Origin of the sequence: Actinomadura terrae (assembly GCF_022751215.1) — a bacterium.
GTDB lineage: Bacteria > Actinomycetota > Actinomycetes > Streptosporangiales > Streptosporangiaceae > Spirillospora > Spirillospora terrae.
In genome coordinates this window covers 758,460-778,350 of the sequence record NZ_JAICDG010000002.1, presented here as the reverse complement: position 1 = coordinate 778,350, position 19,891 = coordinate 758,460, and the positions used below count along the sequence as shown (strand labels likewise).

At 71.4% G+C, this 19,891-nt stretch carries 12 protein-coding genes; 8 read left to right on the top strand and 4 right to left on the bottom strand.

Going from position 1 to position 19,891, the window contains the following annotated elements:
* Nucleotides 1-128: 128 nt before the first annotated feature.
* The 7 genes from K2F47_RS13720 to K2F47_RS13690 all read left to right on the top strand — a co-directional run bounded on the left by K2F47_RS13720 (nucleotide 129) and on the right by K2F47_RS13690 (nucleotide 12,853).
* Complete coding sequence (locus tag K2F47_RS13720) at nucleotides 129-1,049, top strand: TIGR03089 family protein (RefSeq protein WP_242903235.1); 921 nt, start codon at nucleotides 129-131, stop codon at nucleotides 1,047-1,049.
* A 157-nt stretch (nucleotides 1,050-1,206) separates the two neighbouring features.
* Nucleotides 1,207-2,628 carry an LCP family protein gene (locus K2F47_RS13715; RefSeq protein ID WP_242903234.1) on the top strand — a complete coding sequence of 474 codons (1,422 nt, stop codon included), beginning with the start codon at nucleotides 1,207-1,209 and terminating at the stop codon, nucleotides 2,626-2,628.
* A 40-nt stretch (nucleotides 2,629-2,668) separates the two neighbouring features.
* On the top strand, nucleotides 2,669-3,844 hold the full coding sequence (locus K2F47_RS13710; protein ID WP_242903233.1) for an acyltransferase family protein: 1,176 nt from the start codon (nucleotides 2,669-2,671) through the stop codon (nucleotides 3,842-3,844).
* A 135-nt stretch (nucleotides 3,845-3,979) separates the two neighbouring features.
* Nucleotides 3,980-5,065: an acyltransferase family protein gene (locus tag K2F47_RS13705; protein WP_242903232.1), complete on the top strand. Its 1,086-nt coding sequence runs from the start codon at nucleotides 3,980-3,982 to the stop codon at nucleotides 5,063-5,065.
* Between the two features lie 59 nt (nucleotides 5,066-5,124).
* Complete coding sequence (locus K2F47_RS13700) at nucleotides 5,125-7,338, top strand: bifunctional glycosyltransferase/CDP-glycerol:glycerophosphate glycerophosphotransferase (protein ID WP_242903231.1); 2,214 nt, start codon at nucleotides 5,125-5,127, stop codon at nucleotides 7,336-7,338.
* A gap of 124 nt (nucleotides 7,339-7,462) precedes the next feature.
* Nucleotides 7,463-10,870, top strand: a complete 3,408-nt coding sequence (locus K2F47_RS13695) for a CDP-glycerol glycerophosphotransferase family protein (RefSeq protein WP_242903230.1) — start codon at nucleotides 7,463-7,465, stop codon at nucleotides 10,868-10,870.
* A 9-nt stretch (nucleotides 10,871-10,879) separates the two neighbouring features.
* Entirely contained in the window at nucleotides 10,880-12,853 is a 1,974-nt protein-coding gene (locus K2F47_RS13690; RefSeq protein WP_242903229.1) for a glycosyltransferase family 2 protein, read from the top strand.
* Here the strand turns inward: K2F47_RS13690 and K2F47_RS13685 are convergent.
* Complete coding sequence (locus K2F47_RS13685; RefSeq protein ID WP_242903228.1) at nucleotides 12,840-14,459, bottom strand: hypothetical protein; 1,620 nt, start codon at nucleotides 14,457-14,459, stop codon at nucleotides 12,840-12,842. The two genes, K2F47_RS13690 and K2F47_RS13685, sit on opposite strands and share 14 nt — an antisense overlap.
* Nucleotides 14,460-14,682: 223 nt before the next feature.
* Here K2F47_RS13685 and K2F47_RS13680 point away from each other — a divergent pair, with 223 nt between their 5' ends.
* Nucleotides 14,683-15,708, top strand: coding sequence for a CDP-alcohol phosphatidyltransferase family protein (locus K2F47_RS13680; protein WP_242903227.1), 1,026 nt, complete (start codon nucleotides 14,683-14,685; stop codon nucleotides 15,706-15,708).
* 85 nt (nucleotides 15,709-15,793) lie between these two features.
* Here K2F47_RS13680 and K2F47_RS13675 read toward each other — a convergent pair whose 3' ends face one another.
* Genes K2F47_RS13675 through wecB form a run of 3 tightly spaced genes read right to left on the bottom strand, consistent with a single transcriptional unit; the run spans nucleotide 15,794 to nucleotide 19,867 of the window.
* Complete coding sequence (locus tag K2F47_RS13675) at nucleotides 15,794-18,079, bottom strand: glycosyltransferase (protein WP_242903226.1); 2,286 nt, start codon at nucleotides 18,077-18,079, stop codon at nucleotides 15,794-15,796.
* Between the two features lie 11 nt (nucleotides 18,080-18,090).
* Entirely contained in the window at nucleotides 18,091-18,771 is a 681-nt protein-coding gene (locus tag K2F47_RS13670; RefSeq protein WP_242903225.1) for a hypothetical protein, read from the bottom strand.
* Nucleotides 18,764-19,867 (bottom strand): non-hydrolyzing UDP-N-acetylglucosamine 2-epimerase, encoded by a 1,104-nt coding sequence (gene wecB, locus K2F47_RS13665; protein WP_372490849.1) that lies wholly within the window; start codon nucleotides 19,865-19,867, stop codon nucleotides 18,764-18,766. Before wecB ends, K2F47_RS13670 begins: the two co-directional genes overlap by 8 nt.
* Nucleotides 19,868-19,891 lie beyond the last annotated feature (24 nt).

Genomic DNA, 19,891 nt, shown 5'->3' with positions numbered 1-19,891 from the left:
CCACCTTCCGGCGGGCGACCGCGCCATACCAGACGCCTGCTCAGGACGCATGTCGGGACGCACTCCCGACGCGTGCTAAGTCGCGTCCCCGGGAGGTGCCGCGACGTGCGGCGCTCTACGCTCACCCCATGAGCACACGTGCCGGCGGTGGCCCCGGCGGCGGAGCGGCACCGGCCGACCTGCTGCGCGCCCGCGTCGCGGACGACCCGTCCCGCCCCTTCGTGACCTTCTACGACGACGCCTCGGGCGAGCGGGTCGAGCTGTCGGCGCGCACGTTCGACAACTGGGTCGCCAAGACCGCGAACTTCCTGGTGGACGGGCTGGCCGCCGAACCCGGCACGCGGGTGGTGCTCGCGCTGCCGCCGCACTGGCAGACCGCCGTGTGGCTGATGGCCTGCTGGTCGGCGGGGCTCGTCGCCGAACCCGTCGACCCGGAGGCGGCCGGCGAGGCGGTGGGTGCGGCGGTCGGCGAGGCGGTCGAACCGGACGGCACCTCCGCGCCGTACATCCTGGCGGCGGCCGAGGAGGTGCTCGACGACGTGCTCAGCGGCGGGGCGTACGGCGGCGCCTACAGCGACGCGGACGAGATCGTGGGCCTGTCGCTGCACGCGCTGGGCGGCCCGCTCGCGGCCTGCCCGTCCGGGGTGACCGACTACGCCGTCGAGGTCCGCGCCCACGGTGACCGGTTCGTGCCCGACCCAGGCGTGTCGCCCGAACTTCCCACGCTCACGGTGCCGTCCCCGCTGCCCGGCTCCGATGTGACAAAGACCACACTGACCGGGGCGGACATCGTCGCGCGAGCCCGCGCGGCCGCCGGGAAATGGGAGTTGGACGCGCGGAGCCGGATCCTGGTTGACATGTCCTTCACCACACTGGACGGGGTACTTGCGTCCCTGCTCGCACCACTAGCCTCAGGTGCTTCCGTCATAATTCAACGAAACTTTGACAAAGCCGTCCTAGATCGGCGGGTCACGCTGGAGCATGTGACGGCGGTGGCCGGGCTCCCCGGATGGAAAGACGCATCCGGGTCCCCGCGCCTGCTCGCCTGACCTACGCTCTCCTTGCTCCAACCACGACCACAGCCGCCCTGATCACGACTCACACGTTCACGCACCACCACCACCGTCACACCACCACCGTTCACGCCACGACTCACAACGCCGACCGAACCCCGGAAAGCGGGCCCGCCCCCGGACCACGGAGCCGATGAACAGCAACCCGATGTACATGGAGTACGTCGACGACGCCGATCCGCAGCAGGCGTCGCCTCGACGCGGTTGGCGCATCCTCGGCTGGGTGTGCATCGGACTGTCGGCGGTCATGGTGGTCGGGTCGCTCACCGCCTACGGCCTGTACCGCAAGGCGTTCGGGAACATCTCCCACGAGGACGTGAACGCCCAGCTCGGCCCCAACCGCCCGAAGAAGCTCAACAGCGCGATGAACATCCTGCTCCTCGGGTCCGACACCCGGGCGGGGGCCAACTCCAAGTACGGCCGCGCGATGAAGAACGAGCCGCCGCGCTCGGACACGATGATCCTGCTGCACCTGTCGCCCGGCGGCGGCCAGGCGATGGGCATCAGCTTCCCGCGCGACCTGATGGTCCGGATGCCGTCCTGCAGGACCAGGGACGGCCGGACGATCCCCGCCTCGCCCCGCGCCCAGATCAACTCGGCGTTCACCAACGGCGGCGCCGCGTGCGTGATGAAGACGATCGAGAGCCTGTCCAACATCCGCATCGACCACTTCATGCAGGTGGACTTCAACGGCTTCAAGTCGATCACCAACGCGGTCGGCGGCGTCCCGATCTGCCTGACCAAGGACGTCAACGACCCGCTGTCCAAGCTCAACCTGAAGCGCGGCAAGCACACGATCAAGGGTGAGACGGCGCTCGCCTACGTCCGCGTCCGGCACGGCCTCGGGGACGGCTCCGACACCGACCGCATCAAGCGGCAGCAGAAGTTCATGGGCGCGCTGGCGAACAAGGCGATGAGCGCGGGCGTGCTGAGCAACCCCGCCCGGATGCTGTCGCTGATGAACGCGGCCACGAAGTCGCTCACCACCGACAAGGAGCTCACCCCGCAGGTCATGATGAAGATCGGCCAGGGCATGCAGGGGATGAGCTCGGGCAAGCTGCGCTTCGTCACCGTCCCGTCGGGGCCCGACCCGGTCGACCCGAACCGGGTGGCGATGACCGCCGACGCGCAGCCGTTCTTCGCGACGATCCGCAACGACAAGACGGTCCCCGAGGAGCCCAAGCAGGGCAGCGCCAAGATCCCGCCGAGCCAGGTGCAGGTGCGGGTGTTCAACGCCAGCGGCATCGCGGGGCAGGCGCGGCGGGTCGCCGAGGACCTGGAGTCGCAGGGCTTCAAGGTCACCGTCGGCGGCAACGCCCCCACGACGGCGACCACCAAGGTCATGTACGGTGCGGGTGCCGACCGGCAGTCGCAGACGCTCGTCGGGATGATCCCGAGCAAGCCGCAGCCGACGGCCCGCACGTCCGGCGCCAAGCCGGGCGTCGTGGACCTGGTCGTCGGCTCCAACTGGACGGTCCTGAAGAACCCCAAGGGGGGAATCCCCAAGCAGAACGGCGAGATCAAGGCAAGCGACGACATCTGCAAGGGAGCCTGAGCCGCGCAGCCCAGTTCGCAGTGCGGCCCGTGACGCAGCCATGACGCACACCACCGCGCCCGGAACGGTCGAGCGACCCGATCAGCCCTGGTCCTCGGTGCCCGGCGCCGCGATCCCGGACCCGGCGGCGGCGCCCGCCGCCGAGCACGGGCCGCCCGCCGCCCCGGGGCAGGCCGGCGCCGCCGCGGGCCCGGCCGCCGCGGCGCGCAGGCCCCGCGACCCGTTCTTCGACAACGCCAAGTACCTCGCGATCCTGCTGGTGGTTGCCGGGCACTCGCTGGCCAACCTCCAGAACGTCCCGATGGCCAAGGGCCTGTACATCTTCATCTACATGTTCCACATGCCGCTGTTCATCGTGATCACCGGCTACTTCTCGCGGAACTGGACGTTCTCCGGCGGCAAGGCGCGCAAGCTCATCACCAACGTCGGCGTGCCGTACGTGGTGTTCGAGTTCGCCTACTCCATCTACGACTGGCTGGCGGGCGACAACAAGCTGGAGATCAGCCTCCTCAACCCGTACTACCTCACCTGGTTCCTGTGCGCGCTGTTCCTGTGGCGGCTGTCCACCCCGGTCTGGCAGCAGATCCGGTGGCCGCTGGCGGTCGCGCTGACGTTCTCGCTGCTGTCGTACATGAGCGACCTCGGGGGGACCTTCGACATCCACCGGGTGTTCGGGCTGCTGCCGTTCTACGTCCTCGGGCTCAACCTGAAGCCCGCGCACTTCGAGCTGCTGAAGCGGCCGATCGCGCGGCCGATCGGGTTCGCCGTCCTCGCGGTCGGGCTCGGCTGCTCCTACCTCGTCATGAACCGCATGTCGCGGGACTGGATCTTCTGGAAGCACGCGCACTTCGAGCTCGGCGTCGGCAACTTCGCCGGGACGGTGATGCGGCTCGGCATGTTCTGCTGCGCGATCGTGCTGGTCGCGGCGTTCCTCGCGATCGTCCCCCGGCGGCGGTACTGGTTCACCGCGCTCGGCGCCGCGACCCTGTACGCCTACCTGCTGCACGGGTTCGTGACGCGGCTGCTGAACTTCACCGGCTGGTGGGGCGCGGACTGGATGCACACCCCGGCGGGCGTCGTCGCGGTCGTCGCGGGCGCCGTGGTCGTCGGCACCTGCCTGTGCACGCGGCCGGTCGTGCGCTGCATGAGCTGGGCGCTGGAACCCAAGATGACCTGGGTGTTCACGCCGCTGCGGCGGCCCCGCGCCCGGGGCTGACGTGATCGCCGCCCGCGCGGCAGTCTGCCGCATCGCCCTCCGCGCCCTCCGGCGGGGCACTAGAGTCGGCATCCCCTCACGTGAACGTTCGTCGCGTGCCAAGTGAATCCCGTGCCAAGTGAATCTTTCGGAGACATGACGGAAACCCTCCCCCAGGCGCGTCCTCCGGCCGGCGAACCCGCCGGCGGGCCCGTGCCGCAGCCACGCCCCCGCGACGCCTACTTCGACAACGCCAAGTTCTTCACGGCCCTGCTCGTCGTCGTCGGGCACGTCTGGGCCGAGTTCGGGGACAGCCAGTCCGCCCACGCCGCGTACATGGTGCTGTATGGATTCCACATGCCGGTGTTCGTGTTCGTCTCCGGCTACTTCTCGCGCGGGTTCATGCGCTCCACGGACAAGTTCCGGAATATCTTCCCCAGCTTGGTCGTGCCCTATGTGATTTTCATCGTGCTTTACCGGTTGCAGCTCACGCTCATCAACGACGCCGATTTCCGGTTGAGCTCGCTTTTCCGTCCGCATTTCCTGATGTGGTTCCTGGTCGCGATGGTGTTCTGGCGGCTGAGCGCGCCGCTGTGGGGGCACCTGCGCCACCCGGTGACGGTGTCGCTGGGGCTGGCGCTGGTCGCGGGCACGTGGACGTTCACCGCCGACTCCACGCTCAGCCGGACGGCCGGGCTGCTGCCGTTCTTCGTCCTCGGCCTGACCGTCGAACCCCGGCACGTGCAGGTGCTGCGCCGCCCGTGGGCGCGCTGGGCGGGCCTCGGCGTGCTGGCGGCGGCGCTGCCGATCGCCTACGTCTGGGAGCGCGGCACGGTCGTCCCGAAGATCGACAAGGGCTTCATCTGGTGGACGATGGGCTACGAGGACATGGGCTACTCCACGCCCGAGGGCATGGGCTGGCGGGTCCTCGCCGTCGTGCTGGCGCTCGTCCTCGGCGCCGCGTTCCTCGCCGCGATCCCGCGCGGCCACGCCTGGTACACGACGATGGGGACGCGGACGATGTACGTCTACCTCCTGCACGGCCTCGTCGTGAAGACCTTCGACTACACCGGCTTTCTGGCCAAGCCCGCCCTGCACAACCCGCTCGGCCTGGTCGGGGTCACGCTGGCCGCGCTGGCACTCGGAGTGGTGCTCGCCACCGCCCCGGTGCAGCGGGCCACCCGCTGGGCAGTGGAGCCCAAGGCCCGATGGCTGCTCAAGCCCTCGCATCCCCGGACATAAGCTCTTACTACCGTGTGCGGGTATGATCCAGATTTCACCGAGAAGTTGATTGGCGTTCCGTGAGCAGTGGTAATGACATCTCTCTGAGCATCATCGTGCCCGTGCACAAGGTGCAGGGGTACATCCGGCAGTGCATGGACTCGATCCTCGATCCCGATCTTCCGAACCTGGAAGTGATCGCGGTCGACGACGCCTCGCCGGACGCATGCGGGGAGATCCTCGACGAGTACGCCGAACGCGACTCCCGGGTCCGCGTCCTGCACCTCACCGAGAACGTCGGGCTCGGGCAGGCGCGCAACACCGGGTTCGACGCGGCGACCGGCGACTACGTCTGGTTCTTCGACAGCGACGACCACGCCACCGAGGGCGCCGTCCGCGCGATCTGCGAGCGGCTCGCCGAGACCCGCCCGGACGTCCTGGTCTTCGACTACGCGCGCTCGTACTGGAACGGCAAGGTCAAGCGCAGCATCATCAACGACCTGTTCCGCGAGCCGCCGGCGCCGGACGTGTTCACGCTGGCCGAGCGTCCGAGCGTCCTTGAGATGATGATGACGGCGTGGAACAAGGCGATCCGCCGCCAGTTCCTGATCGACCTCGGGCTGCGCTTCAGCGGCGGCTACTACGAGGACGTCAACGTCACCTACCCGATCCTGATGGCGGCCGAGCGGCTCAGCCTGCTCGACCGGGTCTGCTACATCTACCGGCAGCGCCGCCGGGGCGCGATCACGAGGACGACCGGCGCCAAGCACTTCGACGCGTTCGCGCAGTACGACCGCATCTTCGCCTTCATGGACGAGATGGGCCCGGAGGCCGACCAGTTCCGGCAGCTGATGTTCGACCGGACGATCTGGCACCTGCTGGTGATCATCGAACGGGGCGACCGGGTGCACCCGTCGGAGAACGAGCGGTTCTTCGCCGAGATGTCCAAGACCTACAACCGGTACCGGCCGGAGGGGCACGTCCCGCCGGACGACAAGCCGCACCTGGCGGAGAAGCACCGGCTGATCCAGAAGAACGACTACCGGGGCTTCCAGCGGCTCGGCCCGGGCTCGGTGAAGGCCAAGGCCAAGAAGCCCGCCCGCAAGGCCAACAACCTCCGCAAGCGCGGTGTGCTGGCCTCCAAGGCGATGGCCAAGGACCGCTTCTACCAGATGCAGCGCCACCTGGCCGTCGACGAGAACCTGGCCGTGTTCGGCGCCTACTGGTACCGCGGGTACTCCTGCAACCCGGCGGCGATCTACGAGAAGATGAAGGAACTGGCACCGCACATCCACGGCGTGTGGGTGGTGAAGGCGGCCAACCGCAAGAACATCCCGGAGGGCGTCGACTACGTCCTCGCCGGATCGGCCGACTACTACCGGACGATCGCCCGCGCGAAGTACTTCGTCAACAACGTCAACTTCCCGGACCACTACGTCAAGCGCCCCGGCCAGGTGCACCTGATGACGCAGCACGGGACGCCGCTGAAGAAGATGGGCCTCGACCAGATGGAGTATCCGGTCGGCGCCAAGGAGATGGACTTCAAGGCGCTGATCGAGCGCTCGGACCGCTGGGACTACCTGGTCTCGTCCAACCCGCTGTCCAGCGAGGCGTGGGAGCGCGGTTTCCCGTGCAACTACGAGATGCTGGAGATCGGGTACCCGCGCAACGACCGGCTGGTGCGGGCCACCGACGAGGAGCGGCTGCGGCTGCGCGACGAGCTGGGCGTGCCCGAGGGCAGGACCGCGATCCTGTATGCGCCGACGCACCGCGAGTACCAGCGCCGCTACACGCCGATGTTCGACATCGGACGGGTCGTGGAGCAGCTCGGCGAGGGCTACGTGCTGCTGGTGCGCGCGCACTACTACTACAAGCTGAAGAACATGGCGGCGGACATGGGGTGGCCGGAGGGCCGCGTCATCGACGTGTCCGGGCACCGGTCGGTCGAGGACCTCGCGATCGCCTCGGACGCGCTGCTCACCGACTACTCCTCGATCATGTTCGACTACGCCAACCTCGACAAGCCGATCGTGATCTACGCCAACGACTGGGAGACCTACAAGCTGACCCGCGGGGTCAACTTCGACCTCACCGCCACCCCGCCGGGCGTCGTCGCCACGACGGAGGGCGAGCTGGTCGACGCGTTCGTCTCCCGGGCGGCGTGGAGCGACACGGCGCAGAAGGCCCGGGAGGGCTTCCGGACCCGGTTCTGCCCCTGGGACGACGGTCACGCGGCCGAGCGCGCCGTCCGCCGGCTGTTCCTGGGCGAGAAGGTCCCGAACCCTCCGCAGTGATCGACCTCCCCGCTCCAGCACCACCGGCGGGCACCGGCACCCACGGGGCCCGCCGCGCAGAAAACGTCGTCTCACGACCCGGCGCGGGGCGCCGGGTCCTTAGGTGGTTGAAGGAGTGGGTCGCTTGTCCAGTAGCCGGATCAGCGTCATCGTCCTCACGCACGGCGCCGGGGAGCTGCTCCCCGGCACCCTGGAGTCGCTCGCGGCGCAGTCCTACGGCGAGATCGAGGTCCTCGTCATGGACGACGGCGCCGGGGGCGCCGCCGGGGTCGAGCTGCCGGACGAGCGGTTCCGGCTCGTCCGGGAGGGCGCGCTCAGCCGGGGCGCGGCGCGCGGCCGCGGCGCAGCCGAGGCGGGCGGGGAGTACCTGCTGTTCGTGGACGGCGGCGACGAGCTGCCCCCGGACGGCCTCGAACTGCTCGCGACCTCGCTGGAGAGGTCCGGGTCGGACCTCGCGCTCGGCTCGGAGGCCGTGCGGAGGCGGACGGGCCAGGTGTGGTCGTGGCAGCCGCGCTCGACGCCCGCCGCCCCCGCGTCGGGCACCGACCTGCGGCGCCGTCCCGAGCTGATCCTGAACCGGCAGATCACCGGCAAGCTCGTCCGCCGGTCGTTCTGGACGTCGGCGGGGCTGGAGTTCCCCGACATCGGCCGCTACGACGACCTCGCGGCGACCGTCCAGGCGCTGCACCTGGCGAAGGGGATCGACGTGCTGTCCGAGGTGGTGCTGCGGCGGCGGCACCCCCGGTACGGGTCCACGACGGTCGCGCAGGACATCGCGGACGGGTTCGGCGCGGTCACGCTCGCGACGGGCTGGCTCACCGCCCACGCCGACGCCAAGGAGGCGCGGCGCCTCCAGCTCGCGACCGTCAACACCGACCTGCGCGTGTTCCTGGACGTGCTGCCCGACCTGCCCGACGAGGAGCGCGAGCAGGTCGTCGCGCAGGCCGCGGCGTACGCGGCGGGGATCTCGCCGAAGGTGTTCGCCGAGGCGTCCGCGCTGGTCCGGCTGAAGTGGCACCTCGCCTCAACGGGGCACACGGGCGAGCTGGTGAAGGTCGTGCGGTACGAGCGGGGCAAGTCCTCGCCGTCGATCGTCCGCGACCCGCTGCGCCGCTATGTCGTGTACCCGTACTGGAAGGACGGCTCGCTCGACGTCCCCCGCGACGTGTACCGGGCGCGCGGCGAGGTCAAGCTGCGCGGCCGCGTCCACGCGGTGGCGTGGGAGGGCGACCGCCTCACCGTCACCGGCGAGGCCTACATCAACTCGGTCAGCTCGCGGCGCCGCTGGACGTCGCTGAAGGCCGTCACGCTGCGCTCGGGCCGCCGGAAGATCACCGCGCGGGCCAAGCAGACGCCGAAGCCGGGCAAGAAGTCCGGCGGCTGGTCGGGCTTTGAGTTCTCGATCGACGCCGGGAAGCTCCGCGACCACGGCCAGTGGGTCGAGGGCACCTGGGACGTGCGGGCGTCGGTGCTGAACGCGGGCGTGTTCCGGCAGGGCCCGCTGCGCGGCGGCGGGTCGGGCACCGGTGCGAACCCGCCCTACCGGTACGTCGCGGGCGACGTGCGGATCGTCCCGCTGATCGTGGACGGCGAGCTGCGGGTCAAGGTCGAGAAGGTGCGGGTGCGCGCGAGCGGGCTGCGCTGGGACGGCGACGCGCTGGTCGTCGACGTCGCGGCGGCGGAGCGTCCGCCCGCCGAGCTGACGCTGCGGCTCGGCGACACGACGGTCGCGGTCCCCGTCGTGGACGAGGACGGGACGCACCGCGCCCGCATCGATCCAGCCGCCCTGGCGGACGTACCGATCCCTCCAGAGGCGATCGACGACACCCGCGACTGGACGGTGTCGGCGGACGGCCGCCCGCTCGTCCTCGCCGAGGGCATCGACGACGCCGAGCGGCCGTTCGGCGCGCTGGAGGTGAACGCCGGGCGCGGCCCGAGCGGGTACCTGCGGGTGCGGCTGACCACGACCCGGCTGATCGTCAGCGAATGCGCGTGGCGCCCGGACGGGACGCTCGTGCTCACCGCGACGCACGCCGCGCACAGCGGCGGGCAGGTCGTGATCCGGGGCCGGGCGCGCCGCAAGGAGTTCGCGTTCGACCTCGTCCCCGGCGAGGCCGGGACGCTGCGCGCCGAGGTGCCGGTGGCGGCGGTGCCGAGCGTCGCGGGCGTGCTGCCGCTGCGTCCGGGCCGCTGGGACGTGCTGTTCCGCCCGGCCGGGGGCCGGGAGCGGGCGCTGACCGTGCGGCTCACCCGCGCGGCGCAGAAGGGCCTGCCGGGGGCGCTGGAGGTGGCCCGCCGCGAGTACGACCTGGAGTCCAGCGACGGGCGGCTCGTCGTCGCGGTGACCGGCGACGTCTCCAGCGAGGAGAAGAACGCGGGCCCGAAGATCCGCGAGGAGGCGCGCCGCCGCGTCGACCGGGACGGCCTGCGCGACGCCGTGGTGTTCTCCTGCTTCAGCGGGCGGCAGTACTCCGACAGCCCGAAGGCGATCCACCAGGAGCTGGTGCGGCGCGGCTCGGATCTGGAGCAGCTCTGGGTCGTCAACGACGCGCAGGTCGAGCTGCCCGACACGCTCCAGGCGGTGCGGCTGAACGGCAAGGAGTGGCAGGAGGCGGTGACGACCTCCCGCTACATCATCACCAACCACCGGCTCGGCGAGTGGTTCCAGCGGCACCCCGACCAGATCGTCCTCCAGACCTGGCACGGGACGCCGCTGAAGAAGATCGGCAGGGACATCAAGGAGGTGCACTTCGCCTACGCGCCCGGCATGAAGCACGCGCTCCAGACGAAGACCACCGGCCCGACCGTCCCCGAGTGGAGCCACCTGCTGTCGCCGAACCCGTTCAGCACGGAGATCTTCCGCCGCGCGTTCGCGTTCAAGGGCGAGATCATCGAGGCCGGGTACCCGCGCAACGACCTGATGCACAGCCCCGAGGCGGAGGTCGTCGCCAAGGACGTCCGGGCCCGGCTCGGCATCCCCGAGGGCAAGAAGGTCGTGCTGTACGCGCCGACCTGGCGCGACGACCAGTACTACAGCAAGGGCCGCTACCGCTTCGACATGCGCATCGACCTGGAGCGCGCGCGGGAGGCGCTCGGCGACGACCACGTGCTGCTCGTCCGGCTGCACACGAACGTCGTGGACGGCGTCCCCGAGGACGAGTCCGGCTTCGTCCGCGACGTCTCGCTGTACCCCGACATCACGGAGCTGTACCTGATCGCCGACATGATGATCAGCGACTACTCCTCGGTGATGTTCGACTACGCCAACACCGGCCGCCCCATGCTGTTCTTCACCTACGACCTGGCGGACTACCGGGACCGGCTGCGCGGCTTCTACTTCGACTTCGAGGCCGAGTCGCCGGGACCGCTCGTGGAGACCTCCGACGACCTGATCGAGGCGATCCGCGACGTCGAGTCCGCCACGGAGGGCCACCGCAAGCGGTACGAGGACTTCGTGGCCCGGTTCTGCCCCCTGGACGACGGCCGCGCCGCCGCCCGCACCGTCGACCGGATCTTCGACCCGACACCGTGAGGTCCTTCCGTGAATCCCCCCTTGGTCAGTGTGATCGTGCCCGTTTACAACTGCCGTGCCACCCTCGGCGAGGCGCTGGGGTCGGTGTTCGAGCAGACCCTCGACCCCGGCCTGGTCGAGGTGGTCGCGGTGGACGACGGCTCCACCGACGGGAGCGGTGACGAGCTGGACCGGCTCGCCGCGGCGCGGCCGGGGCTCACCGTCGTCCGGCAGCCGAACTCGGGCGGCCCCGGCGCGCCGCGCAACGCCGGCATCGAGCGCGCCCAGGGCCGGTACCTGTTCTTCCTGGACGCCGACGACCGGCTCGGCCCCGAGGCCCTGGAGCGCATGTGCGCGGTGGCCGAGGAGCAGGGCACGGACGTCGTCGTCGGCCGCTACGTCGGCATCGGGCGGGGCGTCGCGCGGTTCACCAAGAACATCGCCCGCGTGAGCGTGGACGACCCGGACACCGACGTCTTCGGCGCCTCGCTGACCACCCACAAGCTGTTCCGGCGCGAGCTGCTGGACCGGCACGGGATCCGGTTCCCCGAGGGCATCCTCGCGGCGGAGGACAAGGTCTTCACCGCGCACGCGTTCCTGCACTCCTCCGGGGTGTCGGTCGTGGCCGACCACGACTGCTACTACCTCGTGGAGCGCGAGGACGGCAGCAGCATCATGCAGGCGGGCGGCGGCTGGCCCGAGGTGTTCTACGGCGACGTCGCCCGCTCGATGCTGGAGCAGGTCATGGCGCACCGGGGGCCCGGCCCGGCGCGCGACCGGATGCTCGTCCGGCACTTCGAGCTGGAGGTGCTGTACGGGCTCGACCGCCGTCTCCTCACCGCCCCCGAGGACGTCGTCGACCAGGTCATGGACGGCATGCGCCGCCTCTGCGAGGACTTCCTGACCCCCGCGGTCATGATGCGCATGCGGCCCCGCTACCGCGTCCTCGCGCACAGCGTGCGGAGCGGGCGCCGGGAGCTGCTGATGCGGATCGTCGAGCGGGTGACCGATTCCGAGCCCGTCCCGCTGCTGGTCGACAAGACCCGCGCGTACGTCGCCTACCCGGGGTTCCGGGAGCCGGGCGCGTCCGTCCCCGACACCTACTTCGACATCACCGACCGGCTGCGCGTCCTGCGGAGCCTGACCGCGCTCGGCTGGGAGGGCGACCTGCTCCGCGTGGCCGGGACGGCGGCCCTCGGCAGGCTCGACACCGGCGACCGGACGGTCGGGCTGCTGCTGCGCGACAAGAAGTCCGGCGGCGAGCACCGGGTGCCCTGCGCGGCGGACGGCGACACCTTCACCGTGGACCTCGACCCGGCGACGGCGGCCTCGGGAGCGCCGCTGCCCGCGGGGACGTGGGACCTGCACGTCGAGGTGACACACGACCGGCTGGTCAAGGAGGGACGGCTCGGCGCCGACCGCGCCGAGGACGTCACCGCCCCGAAGGGCCGGTTCCACGCCTCGGGGGAAGGGGTGGGCGCGTCCGTCACACCGTTCTTCACCCAGGGCTATGACAACCTGTCGCTGACCGTCGCGCCGGGCCCCGCCGCGCTGGAGAAGCTGCTGCGGGTCGAGGCGGTCGGCTGGGACGGCATACCGCGGCTGCTCGTCCGGGGGTCGGTGCCGATCTCGCCTGGGTCGGCGGCGCACATCGGCGTGGCCGTCCGGCTGGAGGCGCGCGGCGGAGACGGCACGAAGGACGCCGAGGTCCGCCTGCTGCCGGGCGCGGAGCGGCTGGAGTTCACCGCCGTCACCGACCTGCGCGGGCTGGCCGTCGGGCGCTGGGACGTCCAGCTGGAGTTCACGGTCGGCGGTGAGACCGCCCGGATGCGCGTGCCCGTGCAGGCGGGGCAGCCGAAGGTCGCGCCCGTGCCGTGCGCGGCGCTGGGGCTGCGCCGCGCCTCGTTCTACCGGACGGGCGGCGGGAACCTAGCCGTCCACATCGTCCGGGGGAAGGTCACGGCGCTGGCCCGCTCGGCGGGGCGCCGTCTCACCCGGAGGTAGCCGCGCTCTCCGGCTCGGCCTCCTCCGGCTCCTCGGCCTTCTCCGATTCGGGCTCCTCCGGCTCCTCGGAATCGGGCTCCTCGGAATCGGGCTCCTCGGACTGCCCGGGGTCGACCGGGGCGGCGGCCGGGGCGGCGGCCGGGGCCGGGCGGCGCGGCGGCGGCAGCAGCGCCAGCCCGAGCGCCACGCACGCGAACGGGACGGCGGGCAGCACGTACCGGTAGTCGAAGTCGGCGGTCGCGGCCGGGATCACCAGCAGCGCGAGGCTCGTCGCCCACGGCAGCAGCGCGCCCGTCCCCCAGTGCCGGACGGGCCCGAGCACCCGCCACCGCCCGCCCGAGCGGACGTAGGGCAGCGCCGCGACGAGCGCGGCGAGCAGCAGGAGGCCGAGGAAGGTGCCGGGCATGACCATGGTGTCCTGGTAGCCGCGCATCTTCGCGGCCCAGGGCTCGACGACCCTCGGCTCCCCGCCGCCGCCCGGGTCGTACCGCGCGGCGACCACCGCCTGCTTCTCGGCCCACGCCTCGCCCTCGGGGAACTCGTACTGCCGCCACGTCCACGGGGTGGGGTAGGGCTTGCGCTCCCACTCGAACGACCGGAAGGTGTCGCGGACGACGACACGGGCGTAGTCGCCGGGCTGGGCCTTGATCGCGTCCCAGGCGAACTCGCTGGCCAGGTCGTTGGCGGTCGGGCCGGTGATCCAGCCGGGGATGTCGTGGAACGCCGAGTCGTGCGTCCACATCGAGGCGAACGCGGGCGAGATGCGCGGGTCGCTGTGCTTCGGGCACATGATGGCGAGTTCGGGACGCGGCTTGATGACGCGGCAGTCGGCGAAGTCGGCGGTGCGCCCGTACAGCCACACCCCGCTCGCCTTGGCCAGCCCGTACTGCCCGTACTCCGCGTGGAACCACGCCATATAACCCATGATCGGCAGGACGAACGTGACGACCGTCGCCGCGCACGCGCGCCAGCCCGCGCGGCGCAGCAGCATCGCGACGAGGATCACCGCGACCAGCGGCAGCCCCGCCGACCGCGTCAGCGCGGCGGACGCGGCGAAGAACCCGGCCAGGGCGCCGAGCCACCAGGTCGAGCGGCGCCGCCACAGCGCCGCCGTCACGGCCGCGAGCAGCAGGAACGTGAACAGCGAGTCGGACATGAGCATGTGCTCAAGCGCGACCTGGTGGACGGGCAGCAGCACCGGCAACGTCAGCGGCGCGGCGATGAGCCCGGGGACGTGGCGGCGCCAGGCCCAGCGTCCGGCCTCCCCGTCCGGGCCGAGCGGCCAGGCCGCCCGCGCCGCGCGCCACACCAGCACGTAGACCAGCACGCCGGTCAGGACGCCGATCACGTGCTGCACCGACACCATCAGCGTGAAACTGTGGAACGGCTTGATCAGCCACAGCGTGAGGGGATAGCCGCTCGGGCGCGTCTCGCCGGGCCGCAGCTCGATCGCCGCCCGCAGATATCCGGGCGAGTCGCCGAACCACATCGGCGCCGGATAGCCCTTGACCGCGACCACCCGTATCCACACCGCTACCGCGAGTACGCACACGAAGGGCAGGTGGGCCAGGGCGGAACGGCCCGCCAGACCGGCTTTCTCTCGCACTCCGAAAGCCTACCCACGGCCGGATGCCCGAGCGCGCCACCGGCCCTCTAACGCAAGACTTCGTCAAGCGAGCATCGGGTTCCGGTACTTGCGGCAACCAGTGGATCACGACTCGGCGACAATGGCCGGGTCCGTATCCGGACAGCGGATACGATCGGCACCGGCCCAGAGCGCCCCGGCATGAAACGGTAATCGCCGGGCGCGACAGAAAGGACAGCGATCCATGGCGAACTTCACGCTCGACGACGTTCGGCAACGGACGTACAAGGCGCGTGACGCGTGGTGGACGGTCCTGCTGGTCGATCCGCTCGCGGCCCGGCTGGTGCGCTTCACCGCCAACCGCACCCGCGTGACGCCCAACCAGCTCACCGTGGGCGCCCTCGTCCTCGGGCTGGCGGCGGGCGCCTGCTTCACGGTCGCGTCCTGGCCGTGGCTGCTGCTCGGCGCGCTGCTGTACCACCTGTCGTTCACGCTCGACTGCATGGACGGCAAGATCGCGCGGCTCAAGGGCACCGGCTCGGTGTTCGGCGCCTGGCTCGACTACATCTTCGACCGGGTGCGGGTGCTGGCCTGCGCGATCGCGCTGATGGCCGGGCAGTACGCCGCCACCGGCAACGTCGCCTACGTGTGGACGGCCGTCGCGGTCGTCTTCCTCGACATGCTCCGCTACATGGACGCGCTGGAGATCTACAAGGTCCGCTCGCAGATGCGGGTCACGCTGAACGCCGCGCGCGAGGAGGCCGCCGAGCTGGAGCTGGCCGCGCGCCGCGCCAACGGCGAGGTCGTCGACACCGCCGAGGTCGGCGCGGACCTGCGCTCGGCCGAGGGCGCGCTCGGCGAGGACCCCGAGGCCGACATGGAGAACCGGGTCGTCGCCGACGACCCCGCGATGGCCGTGATGCAGCAGGGCTTCGAGCGGAAGTTCCCCTGGTACGCGCGCATCCGCAACGCGCTGATGGCGGGCCGCATCCGCCCGCACCTGATCAGCGGCATCGAGTTCCAGATGGGCGTGTTCATCGTCGCGCCGATCGTCGCCGCGATCGTGCCCGGCGCGGTGATCCCGGTGGTGGCGGTGAGCGGGGCCGGCCTGCTCGCCTTCGAGCTCGTCATCATCTACAAGTTCTGGCTGGCGAGCCGCGACTACAGCCGCAGCCTCGCCAAGCTGAACGACGCGATCGAGGGCTACCGGGCGCAGCTGCCCGCCGAGTACCGCGAGACGGTGCAGGCGGGTGTCAGCAGCTCCGGCTGATCCTCCCTGGTTCCGAACGAGCAAAGTCCCCGTGGAGCGCGGCTCCACGGGGACTTTGCTCGTCCCCAGACGAGTTACGGCGGGGTCAGGCGGTGCGAGCCGGGCGGGCCGCCGGGGCGCCGGTGGTGGCGAGCATGTCCGTCCACTGGCGGCACACCTCGTCCAGCCCGTACGCGGCGCGGACCTGGTCGCGCGCGAGCAGCCGGTCCTGCTCCCAGCGGCCGAGCGACACGGTCGAGGCGATCGAGGCGGCCATCGCCGACGGGTCGGCGTGGATCCAGCGCTGGTCGTAGATCGTGTCGGCGCCCGGCCAGTTCAGCAGCACCGGCACCGCGCCCGCGGCCATGCCCTCGGCGGGCGCGAGGTGGAAGCTCTCGTCGTCGCTGGTCGAGAGCACGAACCCGATGCGCCGCAGCCAGGATGCCACGTCACGGCCGTAGGAGTCGAACACGACCCCGCCCGCCAGCAGCGGCGAGCGGCGGATCCGGCGGAACACCTTCTCGTAGTGCGCGCGCTCCTCCTCCTTCTGCCAGATCCACCAGTACTCCCAGGGGAGCTTGCTCTTGATGAAGAGGGTGAAGCGGGGGTCGTCGCGGCGCAGCTCCTCCAGCGCGTCCAGCGCCAGGTCGAGCCGCTTGCGGGACGGCGCGATGCCGATCATCCCGAGATGGTGCTGCGCGCCGGGCAGCTTGGCGCGGTCGAGCTGCTGGTCGTCCACCCAGTTGGGGATCGTGGTGACCTTGGACGCGGGCCAGCCGGTGATCTCGCGGGTGAGGTCGGCGTAGTGCGGGCTGACGCAGATGATCTCGTCGACCGCGTCGATGTCGAGGTGCTGCGGCCAGCGCGCGTACAGCTCGAACCGGTGCAGCCGGACGACGAGCCGCTGCCCCGGCCGCTTGCGCTGCGCGAACCAGATCGCGTTCGGGCCGCACCACTCGCAGACGATGACGTCGGCCCAGTCGACCAGCTCCTGGCTGCGCTCCTCGTCGTGGACCTTGAGCGCCGCCCAGTGGTCGACGCGGACCTCCATGTCGGGACGCGACTCCAGGTAGTCCAGCAACCTGCTGAAGAACTTGAGGTCGTGGCCCGCGACGCCGACGCGCAGCCGCCGCTGCCCGTCCCCGCCCGAGGGCGCTGGAGGAGTGGCGCCGCTGACCATGTCGCTCGCCCGCACGCTGGTGCGCTCGTGCTCGGCGGCCGCCGCGAGCACGTGCGGGGACGGCTCGGGGAACGTCCGGGCGAGGTGGCCGCGCAGCCGCTCCGCCGCCGCGTCCAGCGTGAACTCGGCGGCGGCGGCGCGGCACCGCTCCACGGCCAGCGTGAACACGTCGGGGTTCTTGCCGATCAGCGTCAGCGCGTCGAGCACGTCGGTCTCGGTGGCGGCGAACAGCGGGTAGTCGGCGCCGAACAGCCGCTCGTGCATCGGCGTGCGGTTGAGCACGACGGGGACGCCGAGCGTCCCGCACTCCAGCACCTTCGTGGACAGCTCCAGGCTCGCGTCCATCTCGGGGTGCCGCCACGACAGCCCGACGTCGCAGGCCGCCGTCAGCCGCATCGCCTCGGCGCGCGGGTGGCCGCCGTGCCAGATCACGCCCTGGCCGCTCTCCAGCGCCGTCCGCATCCGGGTCGCGAAGCCCGGGTCCTGCGGGTCGTCGTGGATCTTGTCGCCGACCATGTGCAGCTCGGCGTCCACGCCCCGCATCGCGAGCAGGCGCGGCAGCGAGGTCATCTCGTAGGTGTTCCAGCGCGGCGCGAACTTGCCGGTGTAGGCGAGCTTGAGCGCGCGGCCGTCGGGCGCGCCGTCCGGCCGGACCGCGAGGCCCTCGGGCAGGACGACGACGGGCGGGAACAGCACGCTCTTGCCCGCCGTCGCGGGGACGGCGCTCTCCAGGAAGCCGCGCAGCTCCTCGGTCTGGCAGAGCAGCACCCGGGAGGCGTCGGCGATCCGGCGCAGCTCGCCCTTGGACGAGCCGTCGAACTCCCCGGCCGACTGGGGGACGTCGGTCAGGTACGTCCACATCCGTCCGGCGAGCGGACCGGCCGACAGCTTGCCCGCGAGGCGGCGGCCCCGCACGACGATGAGGTCGAAGGGGTCCTCCTCGTCGACCTGGGCGAGGATCGCGGCGGCGGCCTTGGCGGGCATGCCGCCCTCGAAGGAGACCATGCCCTCGGCGTGCGGGCTGCGCACGGTGACCTCGGGGAGCGCGCGCAGCGGGTCGACGAGCCGGCCGGTCCGCACGGGGGCCTTGAGCACCAAGGTCACCGCGCAGCCGGCGCGGGCCAGCGCCTGGACCATGCCCTGGGCCCAGATCGCCGAGCCGTCGATCAGGTTGAGATCGACGTCGCCGTAGACGAGGGCGCGTGGTCGCACAGAAGTTCCTTTCAACGGGCCGGGGCGTGTTCGGCGAGCAGGTCGGCGAGCCGGCCGGGTGCGGTGACGGTGGCGTCCCAGTGCAGGCAGGACAGCGTGGCGGGTGGCGCCTCGCCCCACAGGACGAGCGGGAGGTCGCGGGCGACGGCGAGTTCGCGGATGTCGTTCAGCGCGCGGTCCCGGTCGTACATGCCGGGGACGCCGAGGTAGGCCCAGGGGCCGCCGGGCTCGCCCGCCGCCGCGTCCACGACGAGCATGTCGACGTCGGCGCTGTCGAGCACGATCGAGGCGTCGTGCGGGTACAGCCGGATCACCTTCGCGTGTTCGGCGAGCACGGCCGCCGCGCGCGCGCCGAGCACGCCCGCGATGACCAGGCCCTCGTGCGGAGCCGCGATCAGCAGCCGGTCCTCGGGACGGTCGATCCGGTCGAGCGTGATCCGCTCGCCGTCGGCGTTGCCGGACTCCGAGACCGGGACGTTCCGCTTGCGCCAGAGCCGGTACAGCTCCTTCGGCAGCCGCACGCCGCGCCGCCTCGGGTTGCGCGCGGCGCCCGCGACGAGCCGTCCGAACTGGAGGGTCGTCGAGGTCTCCAGCGCGGCGAGGCGCCGCTCCAGCTCCTCGACCCGGGACTCGCGCTCGCGGAGCACGGCCCGCAGCCGCGCGACCTGCCGGTTGGCCTTGGCGTCACTCACCGAGGAACTCCATGATCACATCTGCGATGCGGGGGCCGGCGTGGCCGTCCCACAGCGGGGGCTTGCGGTCCCCGGCGTCCTTGCCTTCGCTCTCCAGCGCCTTGCGCGCGGCGGGGACCAGTTCCTCGAACGTCACGAGGCGGTTGGTGCCGTGCGTGATCGTGATGGGCCGCTCGGTGTTGGGCCGGACGGTCAGGCACGGCACGCCGAGGATCGTGGTCTCCTCCTGGAGGCCGCCGGAGTCGGTGACGACGGCGGCGGCGCCGCGCACGGCCGCGATGAAGTCGATGTAGCCGAGCGGCTCCAGGACGTGGACGCGCGGGTGCTTGTCCAGCCCGGCGGCGATCAGGTTCGCGCGCCCGCGCGGGTGGACGGGGATCACGACGTCGGCGAGGTCGGCGACGCCGTGCAGGTGCTTGACGAGTGCGGCGGCGGTCTCGGGCGCGTCCACGTTCGCGGGTCGGTGCATCGTCGCCAGGACGTAGCGCTCGGGCAGGTCGTGGGCCGCGCGGACCTTCCCGGTGTCGAAGCTGTCCAGGTTGGCCAGCAGCGTGTCGATCATGGGGTTGCCCACCAGGTGCGCGCGCCCGACCGGGACGCCCTCGTTGGCGAGGTGCCCGATCGCCTCGGGGCTGGTGACCAGGCACAGGTCGGAGAGCTGGTCGGTGAGGCGCCGGTTGACCTCTTCGGGCATCGTCATGTCGAAGCTGCGCAGCCCGGCCTCCACATGGGCGACCGGGATGTGCAGCTTGGCCGCGACCAGGGCGGCGGCGATCGTCGAGTTCACGTCGCCGTACACGATGACGAGCGCGGGTGAACGGCTCGTGAACTCCCGCTCAAGCCCGATCATGAGCGCCGCCGTCTGCTCGGCGTGCCCGCCCGAGCCCACGCCGAGGTTCACGTCGGGCTCCGGAAGCCCCAGCTCCACGAAGAAGATCTCCGACATCCGCTCGTCGTAGTGCTGGCCGGTGTGGACCACCGCCTGCTCGGCGCCGGCGGCGCGCAGGGCCGCGATCACCGGCGCGGCCTTGACGAAGTTCGGCCGCGCCCCGAGGACGTGCACGATGGGTGCCAACACAATTTCCCTTCTGTTCATCGGGGTTGCCTACGCTCGCCCGCC